The 20,132-nt window shown below is 71.0% G+C and carries 25 protein-coding genes and 1 pseudogene; 14 read left to right on the top strand and 12 right to left on the bottom strand.

Going from position 1 to position 20,132, the window contains the following annotated elements:
- Positions 1 to 10 precede the first annotated feature (10 nt).
- Positions 11 to 640: a hypothetical protein gene (locus ACI2K4_RS08585; RefSeq protein ID WP_404510303.1), complete on the top strand. Its 630-nt coding sequence runs from the start codon at positions 11 to 13 to the stop codon at positions 638 to 640.
- 134 nt (positions 641 to 774) lie between these two features.
- Here the strand turns inward: ACI2K4_RS08585 and ACI2K4_RS08580 are convergent, their stop codons facing one another.
- Positions 775 to 1,128, bottom strand: a complete 354-nt coding sequence (locus ACI2K4_RS08580) for a DUF3099 domain-containing protein (protein WP_404509781.1) — start codon at positions 1,126 to 1,128, stop codon at positions 775 to 777.
- Positions 1,129 to 1,230: 102 nt separating this feature from the next.
- Here ACI2K4_RS08580 and ACI2K4_RS08575 point away from each other — a divergent pair, with 102 nt between their 5' ends.
- Positions 1,231 to 1,518 carry a hypothetical protein gene (locus tag ACI2K4_RS08575; RefSeq protein ID WP_404509780.1) on the top strand — a complete coding sequence of 96 codons (288 nt, stop codon included), beginning with the start codon at positions 1,231 to 1,233 and terminating at the stop codon, positions 1,516 to 1,518.
- Positions 1,519 to 1,531: 13 nt separating this feature from the next.
- A complete protein-coding gene (locus tag ACI2K4_RS08570; RefSeq protein WP_404509779.1) occupies positions 1,532 to 1,843 on the top strand; it encodes a ribbon-helix-helix protein, CopG family in 312 nt (103 codons plus the stop codon).
- A 34-nt stretch (positions 1,844 to 1,877) separates the two neighbouring features.
- Here the strand turns inward: ACI2K4_RS08570 and ACI2K4_RS08565 are convergent, their stop codons facing one another.
- Positions 1,878 to 2,453, bottom strand: a complete 576-nt coding sequence (locus ACI2K4_RS08565; protein ID WP_404510302.1) for an HhH-GPD-type base excision DNA repair protein — start codon at positions 2,451 to 2,453, stop codon at positions 1,878 to 1,880.
- Between the two features lie 306 nt (positions 2,454 to 2,759).
- On the opposite strand from ACI2K4_RS08565, the gene ACI2K4_RS08560 reads away from it, so the two are divergent.
- The 3 genes from ACI2K4_RS08560 to dtd are packed head-to-tail and all read left to right on the top strand — an operon-like array spanning position 2,760 to position 5,159.
- Positions 2,760 to 3,200, top strand: coding sequence for a cupin domain-containing protein (locus ACI2K4_RS08560; RefSeq protein ID WP_404509777.1), 441 nt, complete (start codon positions 2,760 to 2,762; stop codon positions 3,198 to 3,200).
- A gap of 46 nt (positions 3,201 to 3,246) precedes the next feature.
- Entirely contained in the window at positions 3,247 to 4,731 is a 1,485-nt protein-coding gene (locus tag ACI2K4_RS08555) for a methyltransferase (protein ID WP_404509776.1), read from the top strand.
- 5 nt (positions 4,732 to 4,736) lie between these two features.
- A complete protein-coding gene (gene dtd, locus ACI2K4_RS08550) occupies positions 4,737 to 5,159 on the top strand; it encodes a D-aminoacyl-tRNA deacylase (RefSeq protein WP_404509775.1) in 423 nt (140 codons plus the stop codon).
- 99 nt (positions 5,160 to 5,258) lie between these two features.
- Here dtd and ACI2K4_RS08545 read toward each other — a convergent pair whose 3' ends face one another.
- A complete protein-coding gene (locus ACI2K4_RS08545; RefSeq protein WP_404509774.1) occupies positions 5,259 to 6,047 on the bottom strand; it encodes a sporulation protein in 789 nt (262 codons plus the stop codon).
- Positions 6,048 to 6,338: 291 nt separating this feature from the next.
- Between ACI2K4_RS08545 and sigB the strand changes: the two genes are divergently transcribed.
- Positions 6,339 to 7,391, top strand: coding sequence for an RNA polymerase sigma factor SigB (gene sigB, locus ACI2K4_RS08540; RefSeq protein WP_404509772.1), 1,053 nt, complete (start codon positions 6,339 to 6,341; stop codon positions 7,389 to 7,391).
- A 133-nt stretch (positions 7,392 to 7,524) separates the two neighbouring features.
- On the top strand, positions 7,525 to 7,881 hold the full coding sequence (locus ACI2K4_RS08535) for a YrdB family protein (RefSeq protein WP_404509771.1): 357 nt from the start codon (positions 7,525 to 7,527) through the stop codon (positions 7,879 to 7,881).
- 52 nt (positions 7,882 to 7,933) lie between these two features.
- Here the strand turns inward: ACI2K4_RS08535 and ACI2K4_RS08530 are convergent, their stop codons facing one another.
- The 5 genes from ACI2K4_RS08530 to ACI2K4_RS08510 form a co-directional block, all read right to left on the bottom strand.
- Positions 7,934 to 10,678, bottom strand: coding sequence for a GNAT family N-acetyltransferase (locus ACI2K4_RS08530; RefSeq protein WP_404509770.1), 2,745 nt, complete (start codon positions 10,676 to 10,678; stop codon positions 7,934 to 7,936).
- Between the two features lie 39 nt (positions 10,679 to 10,717).
- Positions 10,718 to 11,899: an acetoin utilization protein AcuC gene (locus ACI2K4_RS08525; RefSeq protein WP_404509768.1), complete on the bottom strand. Its 1,182-nt coding sequence runs from the start codon at positions 11,897 to 11,899 to the stop codon at positions 10,718 to 10,720.
- A gap of 106 nt (positions 11,900 to 12,005) precedes the next feature.
- A complete protein-coding gene (locus tag ACI2K4_RS08520; RefSeq protein ID WP_404509767.1) occupies positions 12,006 to 12,860 on the bottom strand; it encodes a sulfurtransferase in 855 nt (284 codons plus the stop codon).
- A 124-nt stretch (positions 12,861 to 12,984) separates the two neighbouring features.
- On the bottom strand, positions 12,985 to 13,173 hold the full coding sequence (locus ACI2K4_RS08515) for a DUF397 domain-containing protein (RefSeq protein ID WP_404509766.1): 189 nt from the start codon (positions 13,171 to 13,173) through the stop codon (positions 12,985 to 12,987).
- Positions 13,164 to 13,964, bottom strand: a complete 801-nt coding sequence (locus tag ACI2K4_RS08510; RefSeq protein ID WP_404509765.1) for a Scr1 family TA system antitoxin-like transcriptional regulator — start codon at positions 13,962 to 13,964, stop codon at positions 13,164 to 13,166. Before ACI2K4_RS08510 ends, ACI2K4_RS08515 begins: the two co-directional genes overlap by 10 nt.
- Before the next feature lie 308 nt (positions 13,965 to 14,272).
- Between ACI2K4_RS08510 and ACI2K4_RS08505 the strand changes: the two genes are divergently transcribed.
- The 5 genes from ACI2K4_RS08505 (at position 14,273) to ACI2K4_RS08485 (ending at position 16,608) form a co-directional block, all read left to right on the top strand.
- The gene (locus tag ACI2K4_RS08505; RefSeq protein ID WP_404509764.1) at positions 14,273 to 14,554 is read left to right on the top strand and encodes a hypothetical protein; all 282 of its coding nucleotides are present in this window, start codon (positions 14,273 to 14,275) and stop codon (positions 14,552 to 14,554) included.
- Positions 14,551 to 14,862 (top strand): hypothetical protein, encoded by a 312-nt coding sequence (locus ACI2K4_RS08500; RefSeq protein WP_404509763.1) that lies wholly within the window; start codon positions 14,551 to 14,553, stop codon positions 14,860 to 14,862. Before ACI2K4_RS08505 ends, ACI2K4_RS08500 begins: the two co-directional genes overlap by 4 nt.
- 70 nt (positions 14,863 to 14,932) lie before the next feature.
- A complete protein-coding gene (locus tag ACI2K4_RS08495; RefSeq protein WP_404509762.1) occupies positions 14,933 to 15,172 on the top strand; it encodes a DUF397 domain-containing protein in 240 nt (79 codons plus the stop codon).
- 52 nt (positions 15,173 to 15,224) lie between these two features.
- A complete protein-coding gene (locus ACI2K4_RS08490) occupies positions 15,225 to 15,680 on the top strand; it encodes a hypothetical protein (protein WP_404509760.1) in 456 nt (151 codons plus the stop codon).
- 22 nt (positions 15,681 to 15,702) lie between these two features.
- Positions 15,703 to 16,608: a JmjC domain-containing protein gene (locus ACI2K4_RS08485; protein ID WP_404509759.1), complete on the top strand. Its 906-nt coding sequence runs from the start codon at positions 15,703 to 15,705 to the stop codon at positions 16,606 to 16,608.
- A gap of 174 nt (positions 16,609 to 16,782) precedes the next feature.
- On the opposite strand, the pseudogene ACI2K4_RS08480 reads toward ACI2K4_RS08485, so the two are convergent.
- Both ACI2K4_RS08480 and ACI2K4_RS08475 read right to left on the bottom strand, forming a co-directional pair.
- Positions 16,783 to 16,902, bottom strand: a pseudogene (locus tag ACI2K4_RS08480) (sulfurtransferase); the annotation flags it as partial.
- A 149-nt stretch (positions 16,903 to 17,051) separates the two neighbouring features.
- Positions 17,052 to 17,228, bottom strand: coding sequence for a hypothetical protein (locus ACI2K4_RS08475; protein ID WP_404509758.1), 177 nt, complete (start codon positions 17,226 to 17,228; stop codon positions 17,052 to 17,054).
- A 114-nt stretch (positions 17,229 to 17,342) separates the two neighbouring features.
- Between ACI2K4_RS08475 and ACI2K4_RS08470 the strand changes: the two genes are divergently transcribed.
- Positions 17,343 to 18,029 carry a metal-dependent transcriptional regulator gene (locus ACI2K4_RS08470; RefSeq protein ID WP_404509757.1) on the top strand — a complete coding sequence of 229 codons (687 nt, stop codon included), beginning with the start codon at positions 17,343 to 17,345 and terminating at the stop codon, positions 18,027 to 18,029.
- Positions 18,030 to 18,200: 171 nt separating this feature from the next.
- On the opposite strand, the gene ACI2K4_RS08465 is transcribed toward ACI2K4_RS08470, so the two are convergent.
- Together ACI2K4_RS08465 and lhgO are read right to left on the bottom strand one after the other, a co-directional pair.
- Entirely contained in the window at positions 18,201 to 18,749 is a 549-nt protein-coding gene (locus ACI2K4_RS08465; protein ID WP_404509755.1) for a hypothetical protein, read from the bottom strand.
- 141 nt (positions 18,750 to 18,890) lie between these two features.
- Positions 18,891 to 20,126: an L-2-hydroxyglutarate oxidase gene (lhgO, locus tag ACI2K4_RS08460; RefSeq protein WP_404509754.1), complete on the bottom strand. Its 1,236-nt coding sequence runs from the start codon at positions 20,124 to 20,126 to the stop codon at positions 18,891 to 18,893.
- Positions 20,127 to 20,132 lie beyond the last annotated feature (6 nt).

Here is a 20,132-nt window from a genome sequence, read left to right as displayed (position 1 = left end):
GAAGACGACCATGACCCGATGGCTCCCGGCTGTCGCGGAGACCTCGTTCGTTCGTAGGACCGCCCTGGGTGTTGCCGGCCTCGCCTTTGTCGGCGGCGCCGTCGCCGGCCCCGCGAGCCACGCGTTCGCGTCCCCGGCCGAGCAGACCGCCCCGGCCATGACCACCGTCGCCGCCGTGAGCGCCGACAGCAAGCCGGCCATGGACAAGCTTTCCCCGCACGGCACCCAGGGTGCGCAGTCGCACATCAGTCTGAGCAAGGATCAGCTTGCCAACGCCAAGGCCATTACAGATACGGCCAGGAAGCTCGGCATGGGTGAGCGTGGCGCGGTCATCGCGGTCGCCACCTCGATGCAGGAGTCGAAGCTGGAGAACCTGGGTCACCTCGGTGACATGAACGACCACGACTCGTTGGGTCTGTTCCAGCAGCGCCCCAGCTCCGGTTGGGGTTCGCCCGAGCAGATCACCGACCCGGTGTACGCCTCGACGGCGTTCCTGAAGGGTCTGAAGCAGGTTGACGGTTGGCAGGACATGCCGCTGACCGATGCCGCGCAGAAGGTTCAGGTGTCGGCGTTCCCGGACGCGTACGCGCAGTGGGAGGACCAGGCCGCGCACATCGTGCAGGACGTCTGGACCAAGTAAGCACCACAGCACAGCGACACGAGCAAGCACCACCGTTGGTTGACAGAACGAGAGCCGGGCACCCCAGGAGGGTGCCCGGCTCTCGTCGTCCTGTCTTTCGGAGCCCGACCGGTCGGGCCACTGGTCCCGCCCGATCAGGGCTCGGCGTCGATGACCGGGTGCGGTCGCTCCTCGGCGGTGAGGGTGCGGGGCGGAGTGTCGTCGAGGTGGCGTTGCCGGAACCGGGCGAGCCGATGCTGGTCCTTGGGCGGGCGGTCGTTGGCGAGCAGCACGGCCAGCCAGGGCACGAGGACCATGCCGACGGCACAGAGCGGCAGCCAGAGCCAGAGCAGGGGCGCCTTGACGCCGACCAGGATGGCACCGGCGACGATGCACACCACCCGGATGCTCATCATCACGACGTAGCGCACCTGACGGCTGTGCAACTGCTCCTGCTGGCTCCGTGAGGCGTCGGTGATGAGTATTGGCTGGTACGCCTGGTGCTTCACACGGTCCTCCTCGGGGTGCCGCTCCATCCTCGCACCCGCCGGGCGACACCGCCGAGGAGCTGACCAGCAAAATTCGTGTTACGTACGTGGTACGCTCGCCGCGTGGGCAGCAGGTTCAGCTTCACCGACGAGGCGCTGGACAACCTGAAGGTCTACGGCGTCTCCTCGGGTGAGGTCTGGGAGGCCCTGCACAGCACGCGGCGGGTCATCCGACACCTCGGCGACGACGTGATGGTCGTGTACGCGACCGCACGGCGGGGGCGACGGCTGGCCATCCTGCTCGCCGAGGCCGACCACGGTGACAACGACTGGGACATCCTCTCCGCACGCGACCTCAGCGACAGCGAATCCAAGCGCTACGAGGAGGCGATCCGGGGATGGCGACGATGAGGAGGCGGTGACGATGAACCGACACGACGCGACCAAGCACTTCCACGAGAGTGGCGACCGGCTCGCGGACCTGATCGACGACAGCCAGCCGGTCGAGCTTCCCACACCCGACACCGAGGTGCCGATGGTCAGCCGATCGGTGCGGCTGCCGGTGGAGACGTACGAGCGGGTGCGGGAGGCCGCCGAGGCGCGGGGCATCGGGGTCACCACGCTCATGCGCCAGTGGATCGAGGCTGGCCTCGCCGACCTGGACGACTCCGCGACCGTGTCGCTGGCTGACGTACGCCGGGCGCTGGCCTCCCTCGCCCACCCGACCGCCGCCTGAGGCCACCGGCCGGGGTGGCTCGGCCCGCTGGCCGTCAAACCTTCGCGGCGGCCTTCACCTGCTTCTTGTACTCGCGAACCTTGGTCAACGACTCTTCGTCAACGATGTCCGCCACGGAGCGGTACGCCCCCTCTTCTCCGTACCCGCCCGCGGCCTGCCGCCATCCGTCCGGCTGTACTCCGTACTGCTTGCCCAGCAGTGCCACGAAGATCTGCGACTTCTGCTTCCCGAATCCAGGCAGTGCCTCGATTCGCTTCAGCAACTCCTTGCCGTCACTCACGTTGGTCCAAAGCGCCGAGGCGTCCCCGCCATACTGATCAACCAGTACCCGACACACCTGCTGGGTCCGGGTCGCCATGGCCTTCGGAAAACGGTGCAGCGCCGGAGGAGTCGAGAAGATCTCGATTAACTGATCAGGGTCGTAATCGGCTACTTCTGCTGCGGTCGGCTCATGCCCAAGTCTTTGCGCGAGCACGTACGGTGACGTGAATGCCTTTTCCATCGAGATTTGTTGATCAAGAGTTAGGCCGATCACGACAGCCAGCGGGTCGCGACCTAGCAGGTCATTCGCTTCAGGCGGAACAGGCAGGGACAGCTTCATGTCACTCATTTTGCCCGGCCGGTGTTGTCCCGCCACGCGTGACCCAGGGTCACGACAACCCGGGGCACAAATCCGAGCCTACTCGTTGGCGATGTCTCAACCGAGCCACCCCCAGAGCTTCCCCCGACCCGCCGAGCGGCCCGCCGCCCCGACCGGGTTCGGCCGCCCCGCCGCCGGCTAACCTCGGCATCGTCCGCCCGCCACCGCACGGCTCGCCGCCGGAACCAACCGGCAGACGAACCTCGGTACCGCCCGCTCGGCGAGCACCGACAACGGTGTGACGGACGGTAGCCGTACCCGGAAGGAGCACCAGTCGTGACGACATCATCCCGGCCCGACCTCGCCGCCCAGCTCGACCTCGCGCCCCACCCCGAGGGTGGCTGGTTCCGCGAGACTTGGCGGTCCGCGCACACCTTCAACCCCCAGGGGTACGCCGGGGAACGCAACGCCGCCACCGCGATCCACTTCCTGCTCGCCCCGGGCGAGGAGTCCCGCTGGCATCTCGTGCGCTCGGACGAGCTGTGGTTCTGGCACTCCGGCGGCCCGCTGCGCCTGCGGTTCGGCGGGACCGGGACGGAGCCGGCGGCCGAACCGGTCGAGGTGCTGCTCGGCGCCGACGTGGCGGCCGGTCAACGCCCCCAGGTGCTGATCCCGGGCGGGACGTGGCAGGCCGCGGTGCCGGCCGGCGACCAGCCGGTGCTGGTGAGCTGCGTGGTGGCACCGGGGTTCGATTTCGCGGACTTCGAGTTGCGCTGAGGGGGTTGCGGCCGGCCGGATCGGCGGGAGCGGGCAGGATGGCGGGGTGGACGAAAACGACATGCTCCTCTCCGCCACCGGCGTCGACCAGCTTCGCACCGCGCTCACCAACGCCGGTTACACCTCGAGCGGCATCGCCGAACGGCTCGGTCCGCAGGCGACCAGCGGGATGGCCCGCAACGACTTCCGGGCGGCGCTGCGGGTCACCGCCGACCGTGACCCGCTCGGCACGCTGATCCGCCTGTTCGTCTGCGCCCAGACCGAGCCGGAGCCGGCCGTGGCGGCGGCCCTCGCGCCGCTGCCGCTCACGGAGGCACTCCAGGCCGGTCTGGTCGAGCGGGTCGACGGCGGCCTGCGCCAGGGCATCGACCTGGAGCCGTACGGGGACGCCTGGTGGGCGCTCTCCGACGTGCCGGCGAGCGCCCGGCCCGGCCGACCGCTCGCCGCCGACCATGTGCTGGGCATCGGCGGGGCGTCCACCACGCTCGTCGGCGCCACCGTCCGGCGGCCCGTCGACACCGCCCTCGACCTCGGCACCGGCTCGGGTGTGCAGGCACTGCACCTGGCCACCCACGCCCGCCGGGTCACCGCGACCGACGTCTCCGCCCGGTCGCTGCGCTTCGCGGCGACCACCGCCGCGCTGAACGGCCAGAGCTGGGAGCTGCTGTACGGGGACATGACCTCGCCGGTGGCCGGGCGCCGGTTCGACCTGGTGGTGAGCAACCCGCCGTTTGTCGTCGGGCCGGGGACCACCACGCACAGCTACCGCGACTCCGGTCGGGTGGGTGACGGCATCGCGGCCGAACTGGCGGCTGCCGCGCCGGACCTGCTCACCGAGGGCGGCACCATGCAGTACCTGGCCAACTGGGTGCACATCGCGGGTGAGGACTGGGGCGAGCGGGTGGCCGGCTGGTTCGCCGGGACCGGTCTGGACGCCTGGGTGATCCAGCGCGAGGTGGCCGACCCGATGGCGTACGTCGACCTCTGGCTGGCCGACGCGAGCGAGGCCGCCGACCCGCACCGGGTGGCGGCGTGGCTGGACTGGTTCGACGCGCAGAAGGTGGAGGGGGTCGGCTTCGGTGTGATCAACCTGCGCCGGTCCGGCCACGACAACCCGGTGGTACGGGTCGAGGACCTGCGCCAGCCGGTGCAGCCGCCGATGGGCGACCAGATCGCCGCCTGGTTCGACCGCCAGGACTGGCTCCGCGTACGCGACACCGACGCGCTGCTGGCCAGCCGCTACCGGATGGCCGAGGGGCTGACGCTGCGGCAGGAGGCGACCATGGGTCCGGAGGGCTGGGCCGTGGACCGTCAGGTTCTCGCGATGCCGCACGGGCTGCGGTGGAGCGAGGAGGTCGACCCGCTGGTGCTGGCCCTGGTCGGCGGCGCCGACGGGCAGTTGCCGCTGCGTGACCAGTTGGCGGTGCTCGCGGTGGCGCACGAGGTGCCGGTGGAGGAGCTGGCCGAGGCGGCCGGGCCGATCGTCGCCCACCTGGTCGAGCGGTCCGTGATCACGCCGGTCGCGGACTGAGCGCGATGCGTACGGTGGTCCAGACGGTCAGCCGGGCCAGCGTCACGGTCGACGGGGAGGTGGTGGGCGAGATCTCCGACGGGTTGCTGGTGCTGGTCGGGGTGACCCACACCGACACGGCGGCGACGGCCGAGACGATGGCCCGGAAGGTGCACGAGCTGCGCATCCTCGACGGCGAACGGTCTGCCTCGGAGCTGGCGGCGCCGGTGCTGGTGGTCAGCCAGTTCACCCTGTACGGCGACGCCCGTAAGGGGCGTCGGCCGAGTTGGGGAGCGGCGGCACCGGCCGAACTGGCCGAGCCGCTGGTGACGGCGTTCGCCGAGGCGCTGCGGGCCCGTGGGGCGAAGGTCTCCACGGGGCAGTTCCGGGCGCACATGCTGGTCGAGAGCGTGAACGTCGGCCCGTGCACGATTCTGCTCGACCTCTGACCGTCCCGTCCCTGACCGTCCCGTCCCTGACCGTCCCGTCCCTGACCGTCCCGTCCCCCGCTCGGTGCCTCTGGCCGGGCGGGGGACGGCGGTGCAGGGTCAGAAGAACAGGCCGCGCTGGCGCATCGACTGGCGCAGCCAGCCATCGAGCTGGGCGTTCCAGTCGGTCCGGTCGGCGGTGGCGTAGTCGACGGTGAACCGGCCGAACGCGTCGCGCCCCTCGGTGAAGACGCCGCCCCGCTTGTCGAGTTCGAGCACCACCTGAAGGTGCTGCGGCGTCCCGACGAAGGTCAGCTCGAGCTGGTTGATCGCGCGGGCGTACTGGGGGGCGGGGTAGAACTCGATCTCCTGGTAGAACGGGAGCGTCTGCTGCACACCGTAGATCCGGCCGCGCTCGACGTCGGCCCGGGTGAAGCGGAAGCCGAGGCGGAGCAACGCGTCCAGGATCCGCTCCTGCGCCGGCAACGGATGGACCGCCACGGCGTCCAGGTCGCCCTTGTCGACCGCGCGGGCCACTTCGAGCTCGGTACGCAGCCCCATCGTCATGCCGTGCAGGTGCTGACCGTAGACCTCGGTGATCGGCGTCTCCCAGGGCACCTCGAACCGGAACGGGATCTCGTGGCGCTGCCCGCTCTCCAGTCGGAACGAGCCGGTGGCCCGCTGGCGCTGGAACTCCTGCGTGGTGTCGTACTCGCCGTCGCCGCTCTCCACCTCGACCCGGGTGACCAGGCCGAGCGCGACGTACTCGATGTCCACCGCGTGGTCGCCGCCGGCGACCTGGATCCGCCCCTCGAGGTGACCACCCGGCCGGCAGTTCGGGTTGTCCAGGACGGTCTCCACCGACGGACCCCCCACGCCCATAGCCTGCATCAGTCTCTTGAAGACCACGCCGTCCTCCGTTGGCAATCGTCGGCTGAGTCGCTGCCCGCGGCTCTCCCTGCTGGCCGCGTGGCCGGTCGGTGGCACAGTAGTCCGTCCCGGCAAGCCCGGATCCCGGCAGAAAAAGATTATCGACATAACACCGTGAATCAGTCGATTCACCCGGGCGAACTACCGGTTTCATGCCACCCCGACGATTGCCTCACCTCCGCTTCACGCCCCACCGGCCAAGCTGGTTTCCGTCGGCGCCACACGGCCGCCGGTACGCACCACTTAGTCGACGCGGGGAGGCGACTGAAGATGGTCCTACAACTGACTCAGAACGAACTTCACCCGGCCGCCATCAACGGGCCAGATAGCACCAGATTCACCACCGCCGGCACCGTGTTCGGCGACAACACCGCCGGCGACAACCTGGTCGACCTCGACGCGACCGACGAGCGTGGCGTCTCCGCCGACCTGGTGCGCGCGTACCTCAACGGCATCGGGCGGACCAAGCTGCTCACCGCCGTACAGGAGGTCGATCTGGCCAAGCGGATCGAGGCGGGCCTGTACGCCGAGGAGAAGCTGGCCGCCGAGCCGACCGCGTCGCTGCGGCGGGACCTGGAGATCGTCGCCGACCAGGGCCGGCTGGCGAAGAACCACCTGCTGGAGGCGAACCTCCGCCTGGTGGTGAGCATCGCGAAGCGTTACACCGGTCGCGGCATGGCCTTCCTCGACCTGATCCAGGAGGGCAACCTCGGCCTCATCCGCGCCGTCGAGAAGTTCGACTACACCAAGGGCTACAAGTTCTCCACCTACGCCACCTGGTGGATCCGCCAGGCCATCACCCGCGCCATGGCCGACCAGGCCCGCACCATCCGCATCCCGGTGCACATGGTCGAGCAGGTCAACCGGATGGTCCGGGCCCGGCGCGACCTCGCCGGCTCGCTCGGCCGCGAACCCACCGTGGCCGAGGTGGCCGTCGCGCTGGGGGTGCCGGAGTTCCAGGTGATCGAGCTGATCTCGTACGACCGCGAGCCGGTGAGCCTGGACCAGGCCGTCGGCGAGGACGGCGAGAGCGCGCTCGGTGACTTCGTCGCCGCGGTCGACCCGCGCGAGGAGCCCGGTGACGCGGTCTCCCAGGGCATGCTCCGCAACGAGGTGGAGATCGTGCTGGCCACCCTGTCGCAGCGCGAGCAGGCGGTTATCCGGCTCCGGTTCGGGCTGGACGACGGCCGGCAGCGCACCCTCGACGAGGTGGGCCGGGAGTTCGGGCTCTCCCGGGAACGGATCCGGCAGATCGAGAAGGTGACCCTGATCAAGCTGCGGGACCCGTCCCGCGCCGACCGGCTGGAGGCGTACGCCAGCTAAGCAACCACGGTCGGGCACCAGGACCCCCCGTCGACAGCGGTTCGCGTCGACCGGGGGTCCTTCGGTGTACCCACCGGTGGCTTCCGGCACCGACCCGCGCCACCGCCCCGCCCCGGGGTGAGAGAGTGCGGGGATGAGAGTCGCGAACCTCGGCCTGCGGTTCCTGCTGGAACTCTGCGCCCTGGTCGCACTGGCGTACGGCGGTTGGCTGGCCGGGGGCCCGCAGTTCTGGCAACGGATCCTGCTCGCGGTGCTGGCGCCGCTCGCCGCCGCGTTGATCTGGGGCAGGTGGGTCGCGCCGAAGTCGGACCGGAAACTCGCCGACCCGCTCCGGCTGGTCCCGGAGTGGGTGGTCTTCGGCGCCGCGACCGCCGTACTGGTCGTCAGCGGTCATCCGGTCCTCGGCGCGGCGCTGGCCGTACTCGCCGCTGCCAACCGCCTGGTGCTGTGGCGTCTCGGCAGCGACACCGACGGCCGGGTTACCGGTTAACAAGGGCCCCTTGTACTACCGGATGCGATAACAAGGGGCCCTTCCTTTCGGGTCAGAGGCGGCGGGGGCCGGTGTCGGGGCGGGGCGCGGAGGCGGGCGGGGAGAGGTCGATCTGGGCGTGCAGCACCGACAGGCCGTCCGGTCGGGCGAGCACCGGGTTGAGCCGCAGGGAACGTACCCGGGGCTGCTCGTCCACCAGCCGACCGACCCGTTGCAGCAGGTCGGCCAGCGCCTGCCGGTCGACCGGGTCGGCGCCCCGGTAGCCGCGCAGCAGCGGTGCCGCCCGTGGCTCGTCGACCAGCGCCTGGGCGTCCCGGTCGGTCAGCGGCGCGGCCCGCCACGCCCGGTCGCCGAGCAGTTCGGTCGCCACCCCGCCCAGCCCGAACCCGACCACCGGGCCGAAGGTGGGATCCTCGACCGCCTCGACCACGCAGGCCACGCCGGGGGTGACCATCGGCTGCACCAGGACCCGGGGGCCGAACCGCTCGGCGATCTCCCGGTACGCCCGGCGTACCTCCGCGTCGTCGGTCCGGTCCAGCCGAACCGCCCCCAGGTCGAGCCGGTGCCTGAGCCCCTCCCGCGCCGCCTTGAGCGCCACCGGGTAGCCCCGTTCCCCGGCCGCCGCCACCGCCGCGTCGGCGGAGTCGACCAGGGTGGACGGTACGACCACGATCCCGTACGCGGCGAGCAGGCGCTCGGCGAGGCCGGTCCCCTCCGGCGTTCCCGACCTGCCGTCGGTGGACCAGTGACCACCGACGACCCACCCGGGGGCGAGTACGTCCCGGGCCGCCTCGGGCTCGATCCCGGCCAGTTCGGGCAGGTGGCCGACGGGCCGGCGCAGCCAGTCGGCGTACCCGGCCACCCGGGACAGTGCGCGTACCGCCTCCTCCACGGTGGGGTAGGACGGCACGCCCGCCGGTGGTCGACCGACCGGGAAGGTCGCCACCGTCGGTCGGTCACCGGCGAGCGCGACACTCGCCACCGCCGACGCGAAGTCGGCGTCCTCGCCGACGAGCTGTCCGGGCAGCGGCGGGGCGAAGTGCACCAGCAGAGCGTCCACCGCCGGATCCACCGCGGCGAGGGCGAGCGCGTCGGCGAATTCGTGTGCGGTGGCCTGCGGCCCGACGTTCGCCGGGTAGCCGGTGGCGATGGTGAGTCCGTGCGACCGGCAGGCGATCGCCGCCAGGTCGGCCAGCGCGGTGGAGTTGCCCACGATGCCGACCCGGCGACCGGTCGGCAGCGGTTGATGGGCGAGCAGCACCGCGACGTCGAAGAGTTCGGCGACCGTCTCCACCCGGATCACCCCGGCCTGGCCGTGCAGTGCGGTCACCGCCGCCGCGTCCGGCCCGATGACCGTCATCGTGTCCAGCCCGGCCACCGCTTCCGTGTCCGGCCCGGCCACCGCTTCCGTGTCCGGCCCGGCCACCGCTTCCGTGTCCGGCCCGGCCACCGCTTCCGTGTGGGGCCCGGTCAGCGTCGTGTCCAGCACGGCGGGGGCGGGTGAGGCGAGCGCGACCACCGGCTTGGTGCGGCCGATCCGACGGGCGAGCCGGGCGAACTTGCGCGGGTTACCGAAGGTCTCCAGGTAGAGCAGAATCACGTCGGTGCCCGGATCGTCCTGCCAGTACTGCAACAGGTCGTTGCCGGAGACGTCCGCCCGGTTGCCGGCGGAGACAAAACTCGACAGGCCCAGTCCCCGGCGTTCGGCCTCGGCGAGCAGCGCGACGCCGAGCACTCCGGACTGGCTGAAGAAGCCGACCCGTCCGGCGACCGGCAGTCGGGGCGCGAGGGTCGCGTTCAGGCGTACCCGGGGGTCGGTGTTCGCGATCCCGAGACAGTTCGGCCCGACCACCCGCATACCGGCGGCGTACGCCTCGCGGATCAGGTCACGCTGGGCGGCGGCACCGGCCGGGCCGGACTCGGCGAACCCGGCCGAGACCACGACCAGGGCGTGCAGTCCGGCCCGGGCCGCGTCGGCCACCACCTCCGGTACGGCCTCCGGCGGCACCGCGACCACGGCCAGGTCCAGCGCCACCGGGGCGTCGGCCGCCGACGGGTACGCGGGCAGGCCGCCGACGCGTGGCGCGGCAGGATGGACGGGCACCAGGTGCCCGGTGAACCCGCCGTCGCGCAGGTGCCCGAGGATGGCGGCGCCGATGCCCTGGCCGGTGGCGCTGGCGCCGTACACGGCGACCCCGGTCGGGGTGAGCAGCCGGGCGATCGAGCGCGCCTCGGTCCGGTGCTCGCGTCCCCACTGCACCCGCAACGACTCCTCGGTCGGGGCGATCGGGAAGCTGAGGTGGACCACGCCGTCGGCGTACTGGCGCTGCACCAGGTAGCCGAAGTCGGCGAAGACCCGCAACATGGTCGCATTCGACGGCAGCACCTCGGCCACGAACCGGGTGATCCCCTCCGCGCGAGCCGCCTCGGCCAGGTGTTCGAGCAGGACCGAGCCGATGCCCCGGCCCTGGTGCGCGTCCTCCACCACGAAGGCCACCTCGGCGTCGGTGGCCCCCGGTCCGAGCCGGTCGAACCGGCCGACAGCCAGGATCTGCCCGGCCGAGAGCACCACGAACGCCTCCCGGTCGTGGTGGTCGACGGTCACGAAACGCCGCAGGTCCCGGTCGGGAATGCGCGGGTACGGCGAGAAGTAGCGCAGGTAGCGGGTGCGCTCGGAGAAACGGGAGTGCATGGCGACGATGCCCGCCGCGTCGTCGGTGCGGATCGGTCGCAGGTGGACCGTGGTGCCGTCGCGCAGCAGCACGTCTGCGGCACGCTCCGGTGGGCCGTCGACCAACCCGATCGCCTCCGTCCACTCCCCCGGTCGGTCCCCGGGTCAGTCCCTCGGGTCGTACGGGTCCAGCCCGTGCAGGGGGAAGACCGCCTTGCGGGTGGCGAGGATGGCCCGGTCGACCGCGTCCGGCTCACCGGCCGGCTGCCACGGCTGGTACGTCGGGTCGACGTCGTCGGTCATCCGCAGCGGCACCTCCCGCTCCGGCCGCCGGGCACGGGCCAGCGCGCGCCAGGCCGGCGGGGTCAGCGTGGCCGGGGCGATCGGCTCCCCGGTGGCGATCGCGAGCAGGTGGGTCCAGGCCCTCGGCACGACCTCGACCAGGGCGTACCCGCCGCCGCCGGTGGCGATCCAGCGCCCGTCGCAGAGTTCGTCGGCGAGTGCCCGCAGGGCCAGGTAGCTGGCCCGCTGGCCGTCCACCGAGAGGCGCAGGTCGGCCAGGGGGTCGAGCCGGTGGCTGTCCGCACCGCACTGGGTGACCAGGATCTGCGGCCGGAACGCCCGCAGCACCGACGGCACCACCGCGTGGAAGGCCCGCAGCCAGCCGGCGTCGCCGGTGCCGGGCGGCAGTGGCACGTTGACCGCGCTGCCCTTGGCCGCCGGTCCACCGGTCTCGTCGGAGAAGCCGGTGCCCGGGAAGAGGGTCATCGGCGTCTCGTGCAGGCTGATGGTGAGCACCCGGGGATCGTCGGCGAAGATCTCCTGCACGCCGTCGCCGTGGTGCACGTCGACGTCCACGTAGCCCACCCGCTCGGCCCCGAGGTCGAGCAGCCGGGCGATGGCCACCGCGGGGTCGTTGTAGACACAGAACCCGGCGGCCCGTCCGGCCATGGCGTGGTGCAGGCCACCGGCGACGTTGACCGCGCGTCGGGCCTCGCCCCGCCAGACCGCCTCGGCGGCGGCGATGCTCGCCCCGGCGACCAGGGCGCTCGACTCGTGCATGTTGTCGAAGACCGGGTTGTCGGGGGTGTTCAGGCCGTACCCGGAGAAGAACGGGTCGTCCGGGGCGGCCCGGACCGCGTCCAGGTAGTCCGGCCGGTGCACCCGGGTCAGCGCCGCCTCGTCCGCCGCGACCGGCCTGACCAGCCGGACCCCCGGCCGGTCGAGGACGCCGAGCTCCCGCGCCAACGCGACGGTCAGCTCGACCCGGACCGGGTCGAGCGGATGCTCACCCAGGTCGTAGGCGAGCAGGGATTCGTCCCACACCACCACCGTGCCATCCGACATGGCGCCATCGTCGCATGCCCCGCTGCCGCGTCCCAGGCCCGTTCCGGACCACCGCCCTACCGGCTCAGCCGTCGGAACCGGTGGCTCAGCCTTCCGAACCGGTGGCTCAGCCTTCCGAACCGGTGGCGACCGGGCGACCGGGATCGGTGAGCCAGTGGCTCCACGAGCCGACGTAGAGGGCAGCGTCCGGGTGTCCGGCGAGGTGCAGGGCGAAGACGGTGTGCGCGGCGGTCACCCCGGAGCCGCAGTACGCGCCGACGCGTACGCCGGGCTCGACGCCGGCCTCGGCGAACCGGGACCGGAGCGCGTCGGCGGCCCGCAGCCGGCCGCCCGCGCCGACGTGTTCGGTGGTCGGCAGGTTGACCGCGCCGGGGACGTGTCCCGCCACCGGGTCGACCGGCTCGGTCTCGCCCCGGTAGCGGGCCGGCGCGCGGACGTCGAGCAGCACGCCGTCGCGGGCGAGCGCGGCAGCCTCCGCCGCGTCGAGGACCGGCAGGGCGCCCGGCCGGACCGTGACGTCCCCGGGCGACGGTGCCGGGACCTGGTCGGTGACCGGCTGCCCGGCGTCGACCCAGGCCGGGTAGCCACCGTCGAGCACCCGGACCTCTCCGTGCCCGGCCCAGCGCAGCGTCCACCAGGCGCGGGCGGCGGCCATCCCGTCCCCGCCGTCGTAGACCACGACCGGGTGCCCGGCCCGGACCCCGGCGGCGCGCAGGGCCTGTTGCAGGGTCTCCGGGTCGGGCAACGGGTGCCGACCGCCGACACCGGGCGGGCCGCACAGCTCCCGATCCAGGTCCACGAAGACCGCCCCGGGCAGGTGCCCCACGGCGTAGTCGGCGCGGCCGGGCGGGCCGGCGAGACGCCAGCGCACATCGAGTACGGTAGGTGCGGCCGGCTCCGGGTCGGCCAGCTCGGCGACGAGGGTGGCTACGTCGACCAGAAGATCATCTGTGGCGCGCATGACACCCAGTCAACACCATCACATTCGGCCGGCACCAACAGGAGACGCCCCGTTCCGGTGCTGGGGACAAACAACGAAGCCCCAGCCCACCCATCGGGTAGCCGGGGCATCGTCCTGCCTGGTACTAGGACTTCCGGGCGAAGCCGACGAACGCCCTCCACGCTTCGGGTCCGAAGGACAGGGTGCCGCCGTCGCGGTCCTTGGTGTCTCGGACGAGCACGACGCCCGCGAGGTTGTCGGCGACCTCGACGCAGTTGCCCGAGTTGCCACTACTCCGGGTGCTCTTGTGCCAGATCGCGCCGGTCAGGTCCATACCTCTGCCGCCTCCGAGATCATCTTCATGGTCTGCCCGTGAGGCATAGCCTCAGCCCGCACAGACTCCCACGTTTGCCGCAAGGAGTGTACGTCCACGGACCGCTCGACAATTGTGCCCTGCAACTGGTTGTCGAGGTAGCCCATGTCGTCGCCCTCCGGCGGCGTGGCGAGCACGAAGGCACCGTTGAGTCCCGGGTACGCACCGGTCCCCTTCGGGACCAGATGAAGATGGACCCTCGGCCTGCGGCCGACCTCCATCAGGTGGTGAAGTTGCTCCCGCATGACCTTCGGCCCGCCGATCGGGCGCTCCAACGCGGTGTAGTCGAGCACCCCGACAAAAAGCGGCGGGCTGTCTCGGATGAGGATCGCCTGCCGGGCAAGCCGGGCCGCGACCTGCTGCTCCATCTCGTCGCCGACGAGTTGGCTCGCCCCCTCATGCAGCGCCCGCGCGTACTCCTCGGTCTGTAGCAGGCCGGGCAGAACCATGGGCTCGAAGCTGCACAGCGCGGTTGCCTCCTGTTCGACCGTGACCCACTCGCGGAACCACGGCATCAGGCTCTCGCGGATGATTGTGTTACGGATGCGGACCAGCAGGCCACCGGCCTGAAGGATGTCGTCGCACCGCTGGGTGAATTCTTCTCGGGGCGGACGCCTGCACTGCTCGACCGATGCCACGAGCGACGCCGAATACTTGATCTTTTCTCCCAGTGCCTCCTGAGAGAGGCCGGCTTCCGTGCGCAGGCGGCGCAGTTCCCCGGCGAACAAGTCAAGCATGGGCGTTCGATTCATCTGCACACCTCTGCACATTGATCACCGCCAGCCGTACGGCTGGTCGGTGGTGGGTGGATTCCTTCCGAGAGTAGGGGGTCGGATAGCAGGGTGTCACTAGTGGAACCGCTCGGACCCTGGTGCTTTATCCACCCCGGTATCGGACGGGCGGAACCGCGCGGGGCCGTCCCAACCTCCCTGCGGGACGGCCCCGCCTCCAATGTCGAGGAGGTACAGATGTTCGTCTACCGCCGATGGCGGGACCTTTGGTCCGGTACTGACGTTCGGCCAGAACATTGGCCACCGCGTGCACCACAAGGGCAGCCGTCATGATCGGTAGCGCTTTTGCCCAGGTGGGAGAGACGGTTCACGCCGAGGCGGGCGATTACCGTCGGACCGTCATCCCCGCCTACGAGGACAGCATGGGTGATCTTCACCTACGGCTGACCCACGTGCCGATCGACGCGGGAGCGTACGACACCGAATGGGTCACCGTACGCGGGATTGAAAAGCCGATGGGTAAGCCCGAGCTGCCCGAGGCGGTTTATGCGATCCGTCGTCGCGTCCTGGCAGAGATCGAACGGCCAGCGCCGGAAGGGCCGCTCTGGTGATCGAGCCGAAGCCGGTCGCGACCCGGCAGATTCACCTACCACTGCGTCCGGTCTGGTGCTGCCGGCTCTGCGCCCGACCGTGGCCGTGCGCCGACGCCCGGCGCGACCTGACCGTGAGCTTCCGGCACCAGCGGGTCGCACTGATGCTCTACCTCGCCACACAGTTCGTGGACGCCATCTCCGACCTGCACGTCTACGACGCCGCCCTCGGGCCGCCGCCGGACGTACGGGCCATCTTCGAACGCATCATGTGCTGGATGCCGCCCCGGGACTCCCGCCAGTTGTCGTCCAGGCCAGGCGACACCTGACGGGCGCACAAAGGCACCACCGGCACGGGGACCGAATCCCCGCACAGCGCACCCGAAGGGAGATTGTCTCGTGGAGCAGGTCAATCTGTACGAGGTCGACGCCTCCAGCGTGAACCTCCGCAAGCTCTGCGGCGGTGGCATCAACAACCTCTCCATGGAGAGCTGCGTCGCCGCCGCCATCCTGCCCGGCAACCCCGACGCCGTCATCATCGGCGACTCGAAGCTGGGCGCTGACACGCCGACCCTCCGGTTCACCCGGCAGGAGTTGGACAACTTCTTCGCGGCGTACCAGGCCGGCGAGATCAGCTAACCAATCGAGGGCTGGCCGCGCGGAATGTGCGGCCAGCCCGCCCCCGAGAGGGATGATTGCGCTGGTGGCGCACCATTGGCACGGTTACGGCCCCTGGCGGGGTACGCACGAGTTCTTCAGGCGCGAGCACGAGCCTGAGCGGCGCCCCGGTAACAGCCCCGGCGACGCGCAGACGGTTGCGTTCATCGCGGCTAACACGCCGCCCATGCAGAACGGGCACTACCTCCTGCGGCGAGGCCAGACGGCACAGGAGCGGACATGGACTGACTTGCAGGAACCGCTTGCCTGGCTCACCGGCATGTATGCCCAGTGCCCGCCCGACCCGACTCTCAGCTACGGCACCCCGGGCGACTGGCTGGAATACACAGAACTGTCGCTGAGGCACGGGGGCGACGCCATCTGGCACTACACCACGAGCAAGAACGGCAACAGGGTCGTGACGTACGCGGTGATCTCCTGCCCGCATCGCCACCTCTCCGAAATTCCATGTCCCCTCCCACCGAACTGACTTCGCCCCCTGGGAGATCCTCATGTCCCTCGACATGATCATCGGCCGCGAGGCCGCCGCTACCATTTTGACCGAATGGCCTACCAAACCATTCGCACTGACTCTTCCGTCCGACAGCCCGGTCGGACGGGTGATCAACGCGCAGACGATTCGCGGCTTCCTGACCGCCGGCTGCGCGCCGAGCACCTACGTCAACATGTTCCATCGGGGCGAGGCGCTGCATCCGGGCCGGTTCACCGCGGACGATCGGGTGGCGCCGGCCTCCGTGCAACTCCTACTCGATCAGGGTGTCACCATTCAGCTCCGCGAGCTGAATCGCTGGCATCCCCCCATGAGCGCCATCTGTGCTGGCATCCAGGCGCAGACCGGCTGCCCCGCGTATGTGACCGCGTTCATCACCCCGGGCGGCACCCAAGGGCTCGACTATCACTGGGACCAGTACCTCGGGATCGTCGTGCAGTTGGAGGGATCGAAGACCTGGGAGCTGTGGGAGCCCAAGATCGAGTCGCCATACCGCGACCACGCGACGTCAACGCGCCTCTGGGACGGCGACTGGGTCGGGCAGTGGCAGGACTCCGGCCCCGACATGACGGTCGACTTGTCCGCCGGACAGGTTCTCGTACTACCTCGGGGCTGGGTGCACAATCCGCACTCACGGCACTCCAACGAAACCAGCGTGCACCTGACCTTCGTGCTGCGGGAGCGCGTACCGCTGTGGATCGCGGAGCGGCTGATCGGCAGCGCGATCAACGATCCCCGTTTCCGCGTCGTGATTCCGCCATCAGGGCTCGGCTCCGAGTCAATGCCGGAAACGGTGAGGAACGTGTGCTCGTTGATGGTGGACTACATCGGCGGGCTGAACATCGAGGAGATCTCGGGAGTGCTGCGACGCGCCGCTCAGCAGGAGACCAGCCACTCCACCGTGTGATGCGCAAGGAAACGGCCGCATTTTGCGCAAGTAGGTGGCGGCTACGGCAAGAGCCTCGGACTCCTCAACCTTGCCGTCGGCGTCAAGCTTCCGAGCAGGGTCGAGGAGCTGGCAGTCCAACCTGGGGTGGCGCCCGGGTCGGACCCCGGCCGCGCACAGAGCCCGTTGCAGAGCCCCGGTCGCGCACAGGGCCCGTTGCGGAGCCCCCGGGTCGGACAACGGGCGCCGCCCACCATCGCCGGACGGGCGGCAGAGCCTCCCGTCCAGATCGACAAAGACCGCCCCGGACAGGTGCCTGGTGATCGCGAAGAGTTTGGCCGGCTATGGCGAGCCGAACTATTCGTGATCATGGTCGGGCGGGTTCCTGGGCCGGGCCTCAGCTTCCCGTCGCTTCGGCTGCCTGATCTGGTGTAGGGGTGCGCCGCGCAGCCGGGCGAAGCTGATCAGATTCGGGATCGCGAGGACCCGATCGCCCGCGCTCCGGCAAGGTGGTCGGCGCGGCCGGGCGGGCCGGCGAGACGCCAGCGCACATCGAGTACGGTAGGTGCGGCCGGCTCCGGGTCGGCCAGCTCCGCGACGAGGGTGGCTACGTCGACCAGAAGATCATCTGTGGCGCGCATGACACCCAGTCGACACCATCACATTCGGCCGGCACCAACAGGAGACGTCCCGTTCCGGGTACGGCTCCGTGTCGGTGACTCGGGGTAGCATTGCGTACCGGGAGGGCGGCTGACGTGAACGACCTTGTCGATACGACAGAGATGTACCTGCGCACCATTCTCGAACTGGAAGAGGAGGGCGTGCCGGCGCTGCGCGCCCGGATCGCCGAGCGGCTGCACCAGAGCGGACCGACCGTCAGCCAGACCGTGGCGCGGATGGAACGTGACGGGCTGTTGACCCTGGAGGACGACCGGCACCTGCGCCTCACCGACTCCGGGCGGGGCCTCGCGATCGCCGTGATGCGCAAGCACCGGCTCGCCGAGCTGCTGCTCGTCAACGTGATCGGGATGCCCTACGAGGAGGCCCACGAGGAGGCCTGCCGGTGGGAGCACGTGATGAGCGACGCGGTCGAGCAGAAGGTCTACGACCTGCTGAACCGGCCGACCCGCTCGCCGTACGGCAACCCGATCCCCGGCCTGGAGGCGCTCGGCAGCGAGCACGTCTCGGCGAACACCGAGGTTCCGGACGGCGAGCGCAACCTGGCCTTCCCCGGCCTGACCGGCCCGGTCGTGGTCCGACGGATCTGCGAGAGCGTGCAGACCGACGGTGACGTGCTGCGGCAACTGCACGCCGCCGGGGTCGACCCGGGTGCCACGGTGACCGTGGCCCAGGAGCGCGACGGCGTGACCATCGACCGCTCCGGGGACAAGATCCGGCTGCCCCGTGAGGTGGCTTCCCGGGTCTTCGTCGCCGCCACCTGATTCTCCCGTCCCGGCAGGTCCGGGACGTGATCCGACCGCACACACCCACTCCGGCCGCCGTCCAACGGCGGCCGGAGGTGTCTGGGCCGCCGTTGGCGGTCGAGGTGAAGCGCTCCAGTCAGGCCGGCTTCCGGTCGGAACTGCTCCCGGCGACGCGGCGACGCGGCGACGTCAGCGGTCGGCGGCGTCGACCTGTTTGGCCAGCGTGACAAGCTTCCCCGCGAGGGCGTCCGCCGCCGGCTTACCCTCACCGGCCGGCAGGGTGTAGCGGAGGCTGATCATCTGACCGTCCGAGGAGAGCCAGCACACCTCCACGCCGGCGCCGTGATCCTTGCCCGGGGCGAGCGTCACCCGGTAGGCGGCCTTGCCCAGCCCCTTGACGCTCTGTCCGCCGTCGGGCGCCTCGTCGCCGAAGACCGAGGCGTCCGCCGTGGTCGGCGTCACCGCCAGCGCCAGGTCCGGCAGACTGGCCTGCTCCGACTGGAGTACGCAGGTGTTGGTCTTGCCCTGGGTGGTGGCGGCCGACACGTCGAACGTGGTGCCCACGGCCTTTTCGATCGCCGGGTAGTCGAGCAGCCGGCAGACCCCACCGGCGGCCGCGGCCGGCAGCTTGACCACCGGTGGGATCGGCAGCGGTTCGCTCCTGGTCTCGGCCGTCGGCTCGCCACAGCCGGAGAGCGCCAGCAGCCCGGCGCCGATCAGTAAGAGCCGCCCTCGCACGATGACCTCCCGCTCGCCTCCGGCCGGCGGCCGGTGAGTCCGTCGGACACCGTACGGGGTCGGGCGGTAGGGACGAAACCCCCCGCTCGGTCGAGCCTCTCCGTCGACACTTTTCGCCCGCGGGTGGACCGCGTAATCCGGCTATTCGGGCAGCCGGGCCACGATGTGCTTGGCGATCTCCAACGAACTGGTCGCCGCCGGGGACGGCGCGTTGAGCACGTGCACCTGTCGGGGGCCGTCCACGATGAGGAAATCGTCGACCAGCGAGCCGTCCGGTGCGATCGCCTGGGCGCGTACGCCTGCCGCGCTCGGCACCAGGTCGTGCTCGGTCAGCTCCGGCACCAGCCGGGCCAGGCTGGCGGCGAACCGGCGTCGGGACAGCGAGCGGCGTACCTCGGTCAGGCCGTAACCCAGGTGCCGGCGGGCCAGCCGCCACAGCCCCGGGTAGCCGACCAGGTCGGCCACCTCCCGTGGATCGACGCGCCGCCACGAGTAGCCCTCCCGGGCCAGCGCCAGCACCGCGTTCGGGCCGGCGTGCACGCTGCCGTCGATCATCCGCGTCAGGTGTACGCCGAGGAAGGGGAACTGCGGGTCGGGTACCGGGTAGATCAGCCCGCGTACCAGGTCCCGCCGCTCCGGCCGGAGCTCGTAGTACTCGCCCCGGAACGGGACGATCCGCGCGGGAGGTACGACGCCGGCCAGCCGGGCCACCCGGTCGGCGTGCAGCCCCGCGCAGTTGACCAGCACGTCGGCCACCACCTCGCCGTCGGTGCTGGTCACCACGATCTCGTCCGCACCGGTCGGCCGGGCTCGACCCGGACCGCCACCTGGCCCTGGCCCGTTGGCGCGGGTGCGGATCCCGGTGACCCGGGCACCGAGCCGGATCCGGGCACCGGCCTTCTCCGCCAGGGTGGCCAGCGCCGCGCAGACCGAGGTGAAGTCGACGATTCCGGTCGACTCGACCCGCAGCGCCTCGACACAGCGCGCCGCCGGCTCGTACTCGGCCGCCTCGGCGGCGCTCAGCAGACGTACCGGCAGCCGGTTGGCGAGGGCCCGCTCGTGCAGCGCCCGCAGCCGGGGCAGTTCCGCCTCCTCGGTGGCGACGATCAGCTTGCCGCAGCGCCCCACCGGGATGTCCTGCTCTGCGCAGAAGTCCACCATGGAACGGCTGCCCGCGCGGCAGAGCTCGGCCTTGAGACTGCCCGGCCGGTAGTAGACCCCGGCGTGGATGACGCCCGAGTTGTGACCGGTCTGGTGGGCCGCCAGTCGCGGCTCCTTCTCCAGCACGGTCACCTCGGCACCGGGCCGGTCCAGGGTGATCCGGTGGGCCGTCGCCAGCCCGACGATGCCGCCTCCGATGACCACGTACCTCGCCATGGGCGC

It is taken from the genome of Micromonospora sp. NPDC050397 (genome assembly GCF_044901685.1).
Taxonomy (GTDB): domain Bacteria; phylum Actinomycetota; class Actinomycetes; order Mycobacteriales; family Micromonosporaceae; genus Micromonospora_G.
The sequence above is the reverse complement of the archived record's forward strand: the minus strand, read 5'-3'. Positions and strand labels throughout refer to the sequence as shown.